Genomic DNA, 14,788 nt, shown 5'->3' with positions numbered 1-14,788 from the left:
CATTTATGCTGCAATTGATACAACGGACCACATCGCACTTTTGGCCAGCTGGCTGGCGCTTACAATCTACACATGCCATCACATTATGTGTGGCCATATTTTTAATGTTGTTTGCCAACCATGCCTTATTTAGCCATGTGTTAGAGATTTATCCGCTGACAGCGGCGAATCTGCCATTTTTGGTTTCTGTTGCGATTTTCTTTACCGTGCTCACCGCCTTGTTTTTGTTGTGGATTACGTTTGGTCGTGCTGCGCGCTGGGTACTGGCATTGCTATTGCTATTGGCATCGCAAGCGGCCTATTACATGGATCAGTTTGGGGTGATTGTGGACACCGTCATGATCGACAATATTCTGCAAACCAGCGCCCAGGAGGCTTCTGGACTATTGAGTGCCAAGTTGCTGATGTACACAGTGGTGATGGGGCTAATCCCCGCTTGGTTTGTATTAAAAGCCATGCCTAGTCCGCAGTCTTTGCGTCAAGAACTCATGGCTAAATTGAAAATATCGGGCATGTTGCTGCTATTGTTGGTGGTGGTTGTGGCACCACTCACGGCGCACTACGCTTCGTTTATTCGGGAGCATAAGGTCACGCGTATGTATGCAAACCCCACATTTTTTGCGTATTCGGCCATCAAATATGTCGTGTTGGCGTTTCAGTCTTCTGAAGTGAAAACACTGACTGAAGTGGCAAAAGATGCTGTGGAAATGGATGTAAAACGTGAGCATGAGCTCATGATTATGGTGGTGGGGGAAACCGCACGTGCAGATCGTTTTTCGTTGAATGGCTATCATCGGCTGACCAACCCCAAATTGCAGCAAGAGGATGTGGTGAGTTTGCGTAATGTGACTTCCTGCGGCACCTCCACTGGTATATCCGTGCCTTGCATGTTCTCGGTGCTCACGCGTAAACAATTTGATAAAGAAAAAGCCAAACACATGGAAAATGCACTGGATGTGTTGGCGGACAATGGCATAGAGGTGTTGTGGCGAGATAATAATTCTGACTCTAAAGACGTGGCCACGCGCATACGCTACGAGGATTTTAAGACGCCTACATTTAATACCGTGTGTGATTCTGAATGCCGGGATGTGGGTATGCTAAAAGGGTTAGATGCGTATATCCAATCTAAAAAAGACAAAGACATTTTGATCGTGCTGCACCAAATGGGCAATCACGGCCCGGAATATTACCGCCGCTATCCCAAAGCCTTTGAGCGCTTTAAACCCGCTTGCCAGAGTGGTGAGCTGAGCACTTGTACGCAGCAGGAAATTGACAATGCCTACGACAATGCGATTTTGTACACGGATTACTTTTTGTCTGAAGTGATTCAGTTTTTGAAAAAATATGATGACCGTTACGAAACCGCTATGTTGTATGTGGCCGATCATGGCGAATCATTAGGGGAGCACGGCATTTACCTGCATGCGGCACCGTATATGATTGCACCTAAAGAGCAAACGCATGTACCGGCGATTATGTGGATGGGCAAGGGGTTTGATTACAACTTAGACCAACTCAGGCCTTATCAGGATTACCCGTTTAGCCATGATGATGTATTTTGCAGTTTGTTGATTGCGTATGAATTGGATTCGGAAACTTGTAACGCTAAGAAACAGGTGCTGTTTGCCAACAAACATTTAAAGTAACCTTAAGTAACCGTACTTACTTATTTGCAGTTAAGCCGCTCAGGTGCATCTGTTGAAATTTGATCTTTGGCTATCCACAATATTGGGCGTACACGGTGGTCGGCATGGCAGGCATCCACATAGCCGATACTGCCTTTGGTATCGGTCACGTAACGTAGCATGGCCTCCTCCGATTGCACGCTGCGCGGGGGTCTGATGCCGTGGAAGTATTGTTCATTCCAGTAGTCGGATTGCTCTCTAGGCAGGTTATTGAGTACAGCTTTAGAAAATAGTAGCCGCAGCGGATGCTCTGCGTGCAAGTTGACCGGTTGCATGGGAAGCCCGCCTTGCCAGTATTGTTTTTTGCGCCAATAGATCAGGCGTAGCTCGCTGATAGCGATACTGGAAACAGGCGCTATTTCGGCGTTGCTAGAGACAATCACGGCAATCACAGTATTGTCTTCCGCATAAGCATGCGGAATCGGCAGGCTAAACAGTGCCAGCAGCACGCATACGGTTGAAAAAGGCGCAGACAAGTGACGCATTAGAATAGCACCGCAAATGTACCAATGAACCCGCGCGGTGCTTCTGGTATATCGCCGCTGCCCCCTACAAATTCAAATTTGAGTAATTGGTTGGGTTTGAGTCGTTTGGTTGCGCCCAATACCCAGCGTTCTGCACTACCATAAGCGGGGTGTTCAAAGGTTTCCAGTCGTGTCAGCCAATACCATTCGTTGCCTAGGTGATACGCACTTTGTAGATAAGCACCACTGCCAGCCTGCTTGCCTTTATTGGTTTCGCGGTAAAAGCCTTCGCCGCTCAACTCCCAATCGCCTAAATGGGTAACAAAGTCTAGGCCCACCATGCGGTAGTGTGGTGAGAGTGCAGTATCCTCTTTGAAACTCGCAATCGTCAGGCCAAGGCTGATGGGCGCGTTAAGCGTAAAGCGAGCACCGTTGACATGTTTGTAAATAGTTTCGTCATCTTCTTTTACCTGATCTTTTAAGGCCTCTAGGAATACGGAATATTCAAACGCATAATCTTGATAGGGCACACTGCCATAAAGCATTAGGCCGTTGATGGAGCTGGGGAAAAGCAACTCTGTGACCACCGGGCGTGTAGATGTCCAAACTAAAGGGGCAGCGTGAATGAGGTTCCAGCGGCCTGCGGGTGTTAAAAAACGGCCAGCGCGTAAATTGAGTTTTTCTGAGAGGTTGTAATCAAAATAAAAGCGTTCTAAATCGAGGTAGGCATCGCGTGTAGTGAAGCCTTGGGTATGATTCCATGATAGTGGTTCTTCTAACTCAAACTCACCAAAGAATTTTAGGCGGCCTTCATTTTCCCAAGTCAGGATTAAGCTCAGTTCATTTACAAATGCGCGCGCTTTGCTATCACGCGGGATCTCAATGCCTGCACTGGAGTAGCCGCCTAAATGGAAATTATCGGTAAAGTTGCTATCGTCTTCCGCCCATGTTGGCTTGCACAGGCCGAACAGGCTAGTTACACTGGCAATCACACATATGAATCGTTTAAACATAAAAAACCTCAGCATTTGGCATCTACTCAGTACAGCGATTGTGCGCAGATGGCGATGGCAGATTGTCTCATTTAAGCCCTAATGTCAAAAGCACTTTCCATTAAACAATTGCTGTTGCTGGCCTTTCTGCTGGCTGGATTATTGCCGGCCATGCTGGTCAGTTTTTTAAGTTTTAGCCAAGCCAGTAACGCGCTGAGAAAAGAGATATTGCGCGACTTACAAACCTCTGGCGCCACGGTGGCCACGGATGTGGATCGCGTGATGTTTGAACGCTTGCAGAACGTGCATTCTTGGAGTCAGTTGGCGCTGATGCAAGAGGTGCTGATTGGCGACGTGGACAAGCGGCTATCTGTTTTTTTAAGCGAATCTCAAAAAAGTTACCATCAAGAATACCGTGCCTTGCACGTGTTGGACTTACAGTACCATACGATCGCTTCCAGCCGCGCCGCGCAAATTGGCCGTACCTTATCACGCCCGCCGTTTTGGTTTTCGGTCAGTGTAGGGGGTCGCCAGCTGCAATTATCCAAAATTACGCAAAATATATTGATGATGACGCAGACCATTCAAGACAGCAGCACGCAGCAACCCATCGGCTATTTAGTGGCAGAGTTTAATTGGAGCATCGTGACAAAACTATTAAATGATGCCGTGAATCAGCAAGCGGCTGCTGCATTATTAGATGATCAAAACCAAGTGTTGGCGGCTTCTGTACATTGGAGTGAGAAAAGACATTCTTTACATGTGAGCAACGCAGTGCAAGGCAAGGTGGGCTTGCCAGGCTGGCATGTGCATATTGAACGTGCGCGCTCAGTCGCGGTGGCACCTGTGCATCGGCTAGCTTATGTCTTTTTGGCACTGCTGGCGGCAACATTACTATTTTCTTTGCTGTTGGTCAGGCCAATTGGTCGCGCCATTATTCAGCCATTAGAAAACCTGACACGCTTTGTGCGTGGTTTTCACCAGCATGCACAAGCGCTGCCGCCCAAAGCCGGGCCGCCAGAATTACAAGAACTGGCACAGGCATTTGAAAAGCTGATTCAAGATTTGGAAACCTCACAAGACAACCTCACACGTGCTGCCAAGCTGGCTGTGGTAGGTGAGATGGCGGCGGCCATGAGCCATGAAGTGCGTACACCATTGGGCATTTTACGTTCATCGGCCGATGTGTTGTTGCGCGAACCTAAGTTGTCCGCAGATGGGCATGAGGTACTGGGGTTTATTATTTCTGAAACCGAGCGTTTGAATAAGTTGGTTTCTACGCTCATTGACGCTGCTAGGCCACGCACTCCACACTTTAATCCATTGGATTTAACGCAATTGATTTACCGCGTAATGGCGTTGCTGCAAAGTCAGGCGCTTGCAAAAAAAATCACCATGCGTTTTGCACAAACCGAAGTGATGCAGGTGTGGGCAGACCAAGATCAAATGACGCAAGTGCTGATGAATCTATTGATGAATGCGATTCAGATTTTACCGGCACAAGGCCAAATTGCGTTGCGTTTAGAAAGGCTCAATGCCAATATGGTACTCACGGTATCGGATAATGGGCCGGGCATTCAGGTGGGAGATCAGGCGCAAGTGTTTGAGCCATTTTTTACGCAGCGTGCGGGTGGTGTAGGGCTGGGTTTGGCCGTGGTCAGACAAATTGTACATGCGCACCGCGGCGAGATCAGTTATCGCAACAGTGAAATGGGTGGTGCGGAATTTACTATTGTATTGCCGACAGTGCAGCCAGCTTCATCAAATGAATCTGAAGTAAAGTGAAGCGCTATTCAAAGTGAAGCCTTAGTTAAAGTGAAGCCAAGTTAAAGTAAATACATGGAAACATTAAAAACAATTTTAGCGGTAGATGATGAGCCGCATATGCGCAGATTGCTAGAAATTAGTCTGCGCCAAGCTGGCTATAAAGCCTTGGTAGCTGCGGATGGCAAACAAGCGCTCAGCACGCTAGCGGAGCACAGCGTAGATTGTGTGGTCAGTGATTTGCATATGCCGGGCATGAACGGACTGGAGTTGCTTGCGCAGATTCGTCAGCAGTTTGAACAGTTGCCAGTCATTATGGTGACTGCGCAAGGCGAAATTAAAACAGCGGTAGAGGCCATGAAGCTGGGCGCATCCGATTATATTTTGCGTCCGTTTGAGCTGGAAACCTTGGAAATCGCGATTGCAAAAGCGCTATCGAATAACCGTATTGCATTAGAAAACCGCTATTTGAAGGCAGATCAGCAACCAACAGAAAGCGGGTTGATTGGGCAAAGCAAACCGATGCTTGCCCTGAAGCAATACATCCAGCAAGTAGCGCCAGAAAAAGCCACGGTATTGATTACCGGTGAAACAGGCACCGGCAAAGAATTGATTGCCAAAGCCTTGCATGCAGCCTCCCCCAGAAAAGACGCGTTATTTGTGGCTGTGAACTGCGCTGCCATTCCAGCCGATATTTTGGAATCAGAGCTATTTGGTCACGAAAAAGGCGCATTCACCGGCGCCGTTAAAGAACGGATAGGTAAGTTTGAATTGGCGGATGGCGGTACACTGTTTTTAGATGAAATCACCGAAATGCCGATTCATTTACAAGCAAAATTGTTGCGTGTGCTACAAGAAGGCGTGGTCGAAAAACTGGGCGGAAATCGTCAACTGAGCTTGGATATTCGTGTGGTGGCAGCCACCAATCGCGATCCATTGCAAGCAGTGAAAGAGGGTAAGCTGCGCGAAGATTTGTATTATCGGCTGAATGTGTTTCAGTTGATTTCGCCCGCCTTGCGGGATCGTGAAGAGGACATTGCCTTGCTTGCACCCCATTTTTTAGCCAAGCGCGGCGCAACCTTGAGCCATGCTGCGCTCGCGTGTTTGCAAGCGTATCGCTGGCCTGGCAATGTACGTGAGCTGGAAAATGTACTTGAGCGTGCTGCCATTCTATCGGGCGGTAACCCTATTACGCCGGCCCATTTGCCTGCGGATATTGTGGGCCAAAGTGGCGGCGCCATGGCTGTGCTAAATGCAGGCTTGTTGGGCGGGGTTACACCACAAGGTGAGGGGTCTTTAGCGCATACTTATTCAATCCCGCATGCGACAGAGCAACTGGAACGGCATCTTATTGAAGAAGCGTTGCAGACATGTAAAGGCAACAAGGCCAAAGCAGCAAAATTGCTGGAAATCAGCGAGCGCTCACTCTGGTATAAGTTAGAACAATATCAACTAAAGTAATCATATATGCATGGCGTTGACACAAATAATTAACGGTGTTAACTTAACGCTGTTAATAACGTATTCTGACCTATGCAATAGATGTGAAAAGAGATTGGTCAGTAAGTAGGTACTATCGTCATTTATTATGCCCCCCAAGCCTAAAACAGAACAAGCGCGCGAGCAGCTTAGAATGCTGATTATTGATCACGCCCGTGATTTATTTGTGAGTAAAGGCATAGAGGCTGTGACCATGCGCGAGATTGCCAAACGCATTGGCTATTCTGCTACCAGCATTTACTTGCACTTTGCCGATAAAGAAGCTTTGCTCAGAGCCATCTGCGATACGGATTTTCTCAGGCTCGCCACAACCCTTAAAGAAATCTTGGCCATAGCAGACCCAATTGAACGCATGATTGCGTTTGGTCAAGGTTATGCAAGGTTTGCATTGACCTACCCAAATCACTATCGGCTGATGTTTATGACACCGCATTTGCCCTATACGCCATCGCAAACCGCACTCCAACAAAATAATGCAGAACAAGATGCCTATTTTCAGCTAAAAATGGTGATTAACGATGTATATTTGGCTGGTGGCTTTAAAGATGCGTTGCAAGATGCTGAGTTGATCGCACAAACCGTATGGGCGGGTATGCACGGAGTGTGTGCGCTACAAATCATCATGGCGGAGGATGACTGGATTCAATGGCGACCTATTGAAGACAGACTGAACGTGATGCAACAACTCATGCTATCGGGTTTACTGAAAGAAAAATATGAATAAACAATACCTTTTATTGCTGTTGCCGCTACTGTTGAGTGCTTGTGAACAGCCCAAAGAACCTATCACCCCGCCCCGTCCTGCGCTGGTGATGAAAGTGGGTGCACACACACAATCCGAGAGCGATTTGGTGTTGGTGGGCGAGGTGAAATCACGCTACGAATCCAATGTGGGGTTTAGAATTGCCGGAAAAATTACGGCACGATTGGTAGATGTGGGGGCGCAAGTCAAAAAAGGCCAAGTGCTGGCCACCATCGATGCTAATGATGCCAATTTGAGCACGCAAGCTGCCAACGCAGATGTGCAAGCAGCAGAGGCCAATTATGCCTTGGCTAAAGCAGAGCTTGATCGTCAGCGTCTATTGTTTGATAAACAATTCATTTCCAAATCTGCGTTAGATTTACGTGAGGCCGAATTCAAAACGTCTGTCGCGCGTCTGAAACAAGTGAAATCGCAATCTGCAGTCACTGGCAATCAATCCAATTACACCAAACTAGTCGCCGACCGCGATGGCATCATTGCGCAAATTACAGCTGAACCAGGTCAAGTGGTCGCCGCTGGCCAAACGGTGGCACAGATTGTTGATTACCAGCATATCGAAGTGCTGATCGCTGTGCCGGAATCGCGCATGGCAGCGTTGCAAGTTGGCCAAGTTGCGCAGGTAAAGCTTTGGGCAAATATTGAAAAAACCTATCAAGGCAAGGTGCGTGAGATTGCGCCTGCTGCCAATGCAGCGACACGTGCTTTTGATGTGCGGATTGCAGTGCTGGATGCCGATCAACAATTAAAAATTGGCATGACCGCTGGTGTGGCTTTAGGCGGTAGTGAGACACAAGCTATCGTTGTGCCCAGTACAGCACTGACGCAAGACCATGGTCAACATCAAGTATGGGTGATTGATGCACAAGGCGTTGCGTCACCCCGGACAGTGACGTCAGGCATGTTTACCGAACACGGTGTAGAGATTACGCAGGGCCTACAAGCCGGTGAGATGATTGCAGTTGCTGGGGTGCACACCTTGGTCAAAGGCCAAAAAGTGATACCACAATTGACTTCACCCAATATGGCGCAGGCAACGGTAGAGGGTGTGCATTAATGAAGCCGACGGATAGCTCGCAAGACACGGGCAACGTGCAAGACGCTGCCAGTCAGCCTTCTAGCGGCGGATTTAATCTATCGACTTGGGCACTTAATAACCAGGTCATCGTCCTGTATTTAATGTTGATGCTGACGGTCGCCGGCATATTTTCCTATACCCAGCTGGGGCAATCGGAAGACCCACCATTTACATTTAAAGTGATGCTGATCCGAACGACGTGGCCAGGTGCCAGTGCGCTAGAAGTTGAGCAACAGGTTACCGATAAAATTGAAAAGAAGGTTCAGGAAGTACCGCATTTAGGTTACTCAAGCAGTTATTCCCGCCCAGGTCTTTCGCTTATCTTTGTTGTCATCAAAGACGACACTTTCTCTAAAGAAATCCCCGATATTTGGTATCAAGTCCGCAAAAAAGTGGGCGATATTCGCCATACGCTTCCACAAAATGTGGAAAGCCTGACCTTTAACGATGAGTTCAGTGATGTTTACGGCAGTATGTACGCGCTGACCGGCGACGGCTTTGATAATTTTGCACTCAAGCAGCAAGCTGAGCGTATCCGTGCGGAGCTACTACGCATTAAAGATGTTGCCAAAGTAGATTTTTTTGGCGAGCAAGAGCAGCGTATTTTTGTAGAAATCTCAAATGCCAAGCTGACCACATTAGGCATTAGTGCTACAGAGTTACTGCAAATGCTACAAACGCAAAATGCAGTGGTGCGCGGCGGCACGTTTGAATCGCCGAATGAGCGTATCCGTATTGATGTATCCGGCCGCTTGCTGACGTTAGAGGATTTGCGCAACTTGCGTATACGCGCGCAAAAACAAGAGTATAAATTGGGTGATGTTGCGCGTGTGTATCGTGGTTTTGAAGACCCGCCACAAGACACCGTGCGCTATAACGGCACCGATACCTTATTGCTAGGCGTCAGCATGCGTGATGGTGGCGATGTGATTGCGTTGGGCAAGCATCTAGATCAGCATATTGGCGATATTCAAGCAAGGCTCCCAGTCGGATTGACATTGAGTACGGTCACCTCCCAACCCAAGATTGTGGCCAATTCCGTACAGGATTTTGTCAGATCTTTACTCGAAGCCTTGGTGATTGTGCTTGGCGTGAGTCTGCTGTCATTAGGCTTGAGGACTGGCATTGTGGTGGCGATTGCTATTCCAATTGTTATGGCCGCCACGTTTCTAGTGATGCATAACTTTAATATCGGCTTACATAAGATCTCACTAGGGGCATTGATATTAGCGTTGGGGCTGCTGGTGGATGATGCCATTATTGCCGTAGAAATGATGTCCTCTAAAATGGAACAAGGGTGGGATCGCGTCAAAGCCGCCTCTTTTGCCTATACTTCCACCGCCATGCCAATGTTGACCGGCACCTTAGTGACCGTCGCTGGCTTTTTGCCTATTGCCACTGCCGTTTCTTCTACCGGTGAATATACGCGTTCTATTTTTCAGGTGTCGGCCATTGCGTTGACCATCTCTTGGGTTGCCGCAGTGATTTTTGTGCCCTACCTTGGGTATCACTTATTGCCGGATTACAGCAAAAAATCGACGACACCCGCTTGGATTGTTTGGATAAGACAGCGGTTGAATCTACGTGAAGCCGTCACGGACGTTCACCATCATGATATTTACAATACTGCTTTTTATCAGGCGTTTAGGCGTTTGGTAACGGCCTGTGTCCGTTACAAAAAAACGGTGATTCTGATTACTGTGGCGTTGTTTGTGTTATCTCTGCTTGGTTTTAGCAAAGTGCAGCAGCAATTTTTCCCAGATTCTACACGTCTGGAATTGGTGGTGGACTTGCGCTTGGCAGAAGGGTCGTCTTACCACGCTACCAATGCAGAAGTGAAGCGGTTGGAGCATTGGCTGCAGACATGGAATCAGCAACATCATGCCATTGATAATTTTGTGGCCTACATTGGTACCGGCGCACCGCGTTACTACTTGCCGTTAGATGTGCAGCTGCCGCATCGCGGGTTTGCACAGTTTGTCATCCTGACCAAAGATTTAGACATGCGTGAGCGTTTGCGCAGTGACATGCTCCACTTGTTTGAGCGAGACTTTCCTAATTTGCGCGCATCGGTATTGCGTTTGGAAAACGGTCCGCCGGTTGGTTTCCCGGTGCAGTTTAGGGTGGATGGTGCGGATATTCCGCAAGTCAGGGCGATAGCGCATCAAATTGCAGAAGTGATGCGTGCGCACCCTAACCTCACCAACGTGCAATTGGGGTGGGAAGAGCCTAGTAAAGTCATGCATGTGAATATCGATCAATCCAAAGCCAGATTACTCGGTGTGAGCTCCGTGGATATTGCCAATATGCTCAATGGTGCCATGAGCGAGTTATATGTGACTGAGTTTAGAGAGGGTAACGAGCGCATTGATGTCGTGGCGCGTGGTCCGGTTGCAGAGCGTGCGCATTTATCGCGTTTGCCGGATTTAATGGTCTACACCAACACAGGCAAGAGCGTACCGCTTTCTCAAATCGCCACCATCACTTCCTCGTTTGAAGAAGGCGTGATTTGGCGCCGCAATCGCGTGCCCTCGCTAACAGTACGTGCACACCTCAAAGGCAATATGCAGGCGCCTGTCGTTTCCGGGCAAATTGAGGAGAAAATCCAATCGATACGTGCAAACTTGCCCATGGGTATTACAGTCGAAACCGGTGGTGCGGTAGAAGAGTCTGCAAAAGGTGGCGCCTCGGTAGCCAAAGGGGTGCCGTTGTTTATCGCGGTGGTGATGACCTTATTGGTGATTCAATTAAGAAGTTTTTCTCGCGTGTTGCTGGTGATGCTCACCGCGCCATTGGGGTTGATTGGTGTGACCGCGGCACTACTTATCTTTAATATGCCGTTTGGGTTTGTGGCTATGTTAGGCACCATTGCGTTATCAGGCATGATCATGCGCAATTCAGTGATTTTAGTGGATCAGATTGATCAGGACAAATCTGCTGGATTGGCAGATTGGGAAGCAGTTGTAGAATCGACCATCCGTCGTTTCCGGCCGATTGTACTCACCGCCGCCGCCGCTATTTTGGCGATGATTCCACTTACCCGTAGCGTGTTCTTTGGGCCGATGGCGGTGGCGATTATGGGCGGGTTAACGGCTGCAACTATCCTGACCGTTTTATTTCTACCAGCACTCTACGCATTTTGGTATGGTGTACAGGTAAAAGACTAGAGTGAAAGATAGGGCTGACTTAGCGAAACGCAAATGCGTCAGGCAAAGCAATTCAGTTATAATTTTAAGTGTAGAAATAATGAGGTAAAGCATGAACGCTGTCACAGAAAGTACAAAAAAAGAAACCGCACGCTTTAATATGATTGAGCAACAAATCCGCACATGGGAGGTGTTAGACCCTACCGTGTTGCAATTGCTCAACGATATTCCGCGCGAGCAATTTGTACCGGCGGCGTATCAAGGGCTGGCGTTTGCCGATTTAGACATTCCGATTGGGTATGGCCAGTGGATGCTGAGCCCAAAACTGGAAGGACGTATGCTCCAGGCGTTAAGCCTTAAAGCGACTGACCATGTATTGCACATTGGCACAGGCATCGGCTACTTTGCAGCCTTACTCGCTAAGCTAGCGAAAGATGTGGTTTCTGTTGAAATCGAACCTGCATTGAGTGCAGTCGCCGCGCAGCATTTAAAAGCACAGCATATCCAAAACGTGATATTGGAAGTTGGTGATGCTGCCCAAGGTTGGAGCAAGCAAGCACCGTACGATGTGATTGTGTTTGGCGCTTCTTCTCCGGTCGAGCCGGCGCAAGTGCGTCAGCAACTCACTATTGGCGGACGTATGTTGATCATATTGGGTAGTGCACCAGTCATGAGAGCCACACTGATTCAAAGAATTTCTGAACATGCATTTAGAGAAGATGTCCTATTTGAAACCTGCATTGCGCCGCTCACCAATGCCTCGCAGGCACAACCTTTTCAATTTTAAGAATGCCTATGATTAAACCAACCCTCTTGGCGCTATTGTTGCATGGCCTGCTATTTGGTACGGCGGCATCGGCTGCTGAGTTCTCTGCCAATTTGCCAGCAAATAATTTGTTAGATATCTATCATCAGGCCATGGCCAATGATCCAACCTTGGCTTCTGCCACCAGTGCAAACCGTGCGGCACAAGAAGTCATTGAGCAGGCGAAAGCGAGTTATCGCCCCAATGTGAATTTCAGTGCTGGCGCGACTAGCTCACGCACCGATATTAAGTTTATCGGCGCGAGTGTGTTCCGCTCCGCTGGACGTTCTAATTTCCAAGGCTATAACTATCAGTTTGAGGCGCGCCAGCCTATTTACCGTAAAGATAGCTTGGTGCAAATCGACCAAAGCGAAGTGCAGGTGAGCCAAGCCGACAAGCAACTACATTTAACGCAGCAAAATCTCATGCTACGTACCACCCAAGCGTATTTTGATGAACTGATTGCGCAGGACCGTATTGCGCTGATTCAGGCACAAAAAGCCGCTATTTTGAGCCAGTTGGACCAAGCCAAAGCCACTTTTGAAGTAGGCACTGCCACCATTACCGATGTGAATGAAGCGCAAGCGCGTTACGATTTAATTTTGTCGCAAGAAATCGCCGCAGAGAATGAGTTTGAAATCGCTAAGCGTGCGTTGCAAGCAATTACCGGGAGAATACCGGACAAATTGGCAACGGTGAGATCGGATATTCAAGTAGTACAGCTGAGCCAAGGCATGAAAGATTGGCAAGATGTAGCCTTGCAAAGTAATTTGAATATTCAAATTCAGCAAGATGCCATTAAGCTGGCCGAGCAAGACATTGAGCGTGCCAATGCCGGCCACATGCCAACCTTGGATGCTGTGGCCAGCTTTACCAATACCTATAGCAATGGCAGTGCCAATGGCTTTGGGAGTGACTTGGACAATGCCACGGTAGGGTTTGAGTTGCAAATTCCGTTGTATCAAGGTGGTGCGGTGAGCTCTCGCGTCCGTCAAGCAGCGTACAATAAGCAAAAAGCGCAAGATGATATTGAGCTTGCCAGACGGCAAACCGATCTGGAAACACAGCGCGCTTTCCTTAATTTGAGTAGCAGTATTGCGCAGGTCAAAGCGCTGGAGCAGGCGTTGGTGAGTAGTCAAAGCCAGTTGGACTCCACTAAGTTGGGATATGAAGTGGGTGTGCGCACCAGTGTAGATGTGCTGAACGCACAACAACAGCTCTATAGCGCAAAGCGTGATTTATTGCAGGCGCGCTACAATTATTTGGTGAATATCATTCGCTTGAAATCTGCATCCGGTGTGATTAGTGAGGGTGATTTAGTCGATATTAATCAACAGTTGGTTGCGGTAAATCCTTAGCCATGGCGAGTATTGTCAGCATAGACGCGAGCCAGCTGCTGATTGTCGATATGCAATCCAAGCTAAGCTTGGCGATGCAGACAGAAGCGATGCAGGCTGTGACCAAGCAAGTGCAAGCCTTGGCAAAAACGGCACAACGTTTGTCCGTACCGTTATTGCTAACCGAGCAATATCCGCAAGGCTTAGGCCATACCCTGCCAGAAATCTTACAGCATGCCCCGCAAGCACCGGTGATTGAGAAAACCGCGTTTTCTGCCTGTGCAGCGCCTAAATTTAATGCAAAACTTAGTCGTGACAAATCCCAAGTGATTTTGGTAGGCATGGAGGCGCATATCTGTGTACTGCAAACAGCTTTCGATTTGCTGGCGCAGCATAAGCAAGTGTTTGTGGTGGAGGATGCGATTATTTCACGTGCCCCGACAAATCATGCCAATGCCATTGCCAGAATGCGTGAAGCTGGCTGCATCATCACCAATACAGAGTCTGTGCTGTTTGAGTGGATAGGCAACGCGCAGCATGAAGCATTCAAAGATATCGCTAAACTAGTCAGGTAGTGTGTGAACTGGAAGCAGTTTGTTTTTATTGTACTTATCGCCTATGGCGCATATCACCACTTTTCGCAGCGCGCCATTGAAATACCTGCCGGTGCACTCGTCAAAACACTGCCAGAGCAAGCATCTGCCGATACCACGCCATTTACTTTTAAAACCTATACGCTGACGCCCCTAGCAAATTTTGAGCTAGAAGCCCGCGTGCTGGCACAAGAAACCTATACGTTTGACCGCGGAGCCGATCTGGCACCGGTGGATTTGGCACTAGGTTGGGGGCCGATGTCAGATAGTCATGTGTTGAGCCAGATACAGATATCACAAGGTAACCGCTTCTATTATTGGCATGTGGATGCTTTTCCCATCCCGCGTCAGGCCATAGAAACGCACAGTGCCAATATGCATATGATTCCTGCCAACCCCTCCATCGAGGCACAATTAAAGGCGTTACGGACTGGTCAGAAAATCAAATTACAAGGCTATTTGGTACAAGCCAATGCCCCAGATGGTTTTTATTGGAAGAGTTCACTGACACGGGATGATACCGGTGCCGGCGCATGTGAGCTGGTTTTTGTAAAAATGTTGATAGTCGAATAATTCACGCCTGATTTACTTGCTTGCAAAGCATTTTTGTGGGCATCCCATCTATTTCCCGTTACACTCAAGCATCGGCAGCATGCTGCAA

Annotated in this window: 12 protein-coding genes; 10 read left to right on the top strand and 2 right to left on the bottom strand. The window is 48.3% G+C overall.

Translation table 11 applies throughout. The features are described from left to right. Nucleotides 1–5 precede the first annotated feature (5 nt). Nucleotides 6–1,649, top strand: coding sequence for a phosphoethanolamine transferase (locus tag FG11_RS10845; protein ID WP_047535003.1), 1,644 nt, complete (start codon nt 6–8; stop codon nt 1,647–1,649). A 20-nt stretch (nt 1,650–1,669) separates the two neighbouring features. Here FG11_RS10845 and FG11_RS10840 read toward each other — a convergent pair whose 3' ends face one another. Then, nucleotides 1,670–2,173, bottom strand: coding sequence for a hypothetical protein (locus tag FG11_RS10840; RefSeq protein WP_020183104.1), 504 nt, complete (start codon nt 2,171–2,173; stop codon nt 1,670–1,672). Beyond that, nucleotides 2,173–3,165, bottom strand: a complete 993-nt coding sequence (locus FG11_RS10835) for a hypothetical protein (protein ID WP_020183103.1) — start codon at nt 3,163–3,165, stop codon at nt 2,173–2,175. The genes FG11_RS10840 and FG11_RS10835 overlap by 1 nt, the downstream gene beginning before the upstream one ends. A gap of 81 nt (nt 3,166–3,246) precedes the next feature. On the opposite strand from FG11_RS10835, the gene FG11_RS10830 reads away from it, so the two are divergent. From FG11_RS10830 to FG11_RS10790, 9 genes are all read left to right on the top strand, one after another. After that, a complete protein-coding gene (locus FG11_RS10830) occupies nt 3,247–4,929 on the top strand; it encodes a sensor histidine kinase (RefSeq protein ID WP_029647736.1) in 1,683 nt (560 codons plus the stop codon). A 54-nt stretch (nt 4,930–4,983) separates the two neighbouring features. Then, the gene (locus FG11_RS10825) at nt 4,984–6,369 is read left to right on the top strand and encodes a sigma-54-dependent transcriptional regulator (protein ID WP_025225066.1); all 1,386 of its coding nucleotides are present in this window, start codon (nt 4,984–4,986) and stop codon (nt 6,367–6,369) included. Nucleotides 6,370–6,541: 172 nt separating this feature from the next. Further along, complete coding sequence (locus FG11_RS10820; protein ID WP_232418393.1) at nt 6,542–7,132, top strand: TetR/AcrR family transcriptional regulator; 591 nt, start codon at nt 6,542–6,544, stop codon at nt 7,130–7,132. After that, a complete protein-coding gene (locus FG11_RS10815) occupies nt 7,125–8,225 on the top strand; it encodes an efflux RND transporter periplasmic adaptor subunit (protein ID WP_047535001.1) in 1,101 nt (366 codons plus the stop codon). The genes FG11_RS10820 and FG11_RS10815 overlap by 8 nt, the downstream gene beginning before the upstream one ends. Continuing rightward, a complete protein-coding gene (locus FG11_RS10810) occupies nt 8,225–11,413 on the top strand; it encodes an efflux RND transporter permease subunit (protein ID WP_047535000.1) in 3,189 nt (1,062 codons plus the stop codon). The genes FG11_RS10815 and FG11_RS10810 overlap by 1 nt, the downstream gene beginning before the upstream one ends. A 91-nt stretch (nt 11,414–11,504) precedes the next feature. Continuing rightward, on the top strand, nt 11,505–12,179 hold the full coding sequence (locus FG11_RS10805; RefSeq protein WP_020183097.1) for a protein-L-isoaspartate O-methyltransferase family protein: 675 nt from the start codon (nt 11,505–11,507) through the stop codon (nt 12,177–12,179). Nucleotides 12,180–12,187: 8 nt separating this feature from the next. After that, entirely contained in the window at nt 12,188–13,555 is a 1,368-nt protein-coding gene (locus FG11_RS10800) for a TolC family outer membrane protein (protein WP_088177931.1), read from the top strand. Nucleotides 13,556–13,557: 2 nt separating this feature from the next. Then, nucleotides 13,558–14,109, top strand: a complete 552-nt coding sequence (locus tag FG11_RS10795) for a hydrolase (protein WP_047534997.1) — start codon at nt 13,558–13,560, stop codon at nt 14,107–14,109. A gap of 3 nt (nt 14,110–14,112) precedes the next feature. Then, complete coding sequence (locus tag FG11_RS10790) at nt 14,113–14,700, top strand: hypothetical protein (protein WP_047534994.1); 588 nt, start codon at nt 14,113–14,115, stop codon at nt 14,698–14,700. The last annotated feature ends 88 nt before the right edge of the window (nt 14,701–14,788 follow it).

Source organism: Methylotenera sp. N17 (assembly GCF_000799155.1).
Lineage (GTDB): Bacteria > Pseudomonadota > Gammaproteobacteria > Burkholderiales > Methylophilaceae > Methylophilus.
Note: the sequence above shows the minus strand (reverse complement) of the source record. Positions and strands in the feature narration are given on the sequence as shown.

Excerpts from the sequence above, each read along its gene's own strand:
- FG11_RS10845 (WP_047535003.1), top strand. The coding sequence starts at position 6 with ATGCTGCAATTGATACAACGGACCACATCGCACTTTTGGCCAGCTGGC.
- FG11_RS10840 (WP_020183104.1), bottom strand. The coding sequence starts at position 2,173 with ATGCGTCACTTGTCTGCGCCTTTTTCAACCGTATGCGTGCTGCTGGCA.
- FG11_RS10835 (WP_020183103.1), bottom strand. The coding sequence starts at position 3,165 with ATGTTTAAACGATTCATATGTGTGATTGCCAGTGTAACTAGCCTGTTC.
- FG11_RS10830 (WP_029647736.1), top strand. The coding sequence starts at position 3,247 with ATGTCAAAAGCACTTTCCATTAAACAATTGCTGTTGCTGGCCTTTCTG.
- FG11_RS10825 (WP_025225066.1), top strand. The coding sequence starts at position 4,984 with ATGGAAACATTAAAAACAATTTTAGCGGTAGATGATGAGCCGCATATG.
- FG11_RS10820 (WP_232418393.1), top strand. The coding sequence starts at position 6,542 with ATGCTGATTATTGATCACGCCCGTGATTTATTTGTGAGTAAAGGCATA.
- FG11_RS10815 (WP_047535001.1), top strand. The coding sequence starts at position 7,125 with ATGAATAAACAATACCTTTTATTGCTGTTGCCGCTACTGTTGAGTGCT.
- FG11_RS10810 (WP_047535000.1), top strand. The coding sequence starts at position 8,225 with ATGAAGCCGACGGATAGCTCGCAAGACACGGGCAACGTGCAAGACGCT.
- FG11_RS10805 (WP_020183097.1), top strand. The coding sequence starts at position 11,505 with ATGAACGCTGTCACAGAAAGTACAAAAAAAGAAACCGCACGCTTTAAT.
- FG11_RS10800 (WP_088177931.1), top strand. The coding sequence starts at position 12,188 with ATGATTAAACCAACCCTCTTGGCGCTATTGTTGCATGGCCTGCTATTT.
- FG11_RS10795 (WP_047534997.1), top strand. The coding sequence starts at position 13,558 with ATGGCGAGTATTGTCAGCATAGACGCGAGCCAGCTGCTGATTGTCGAT.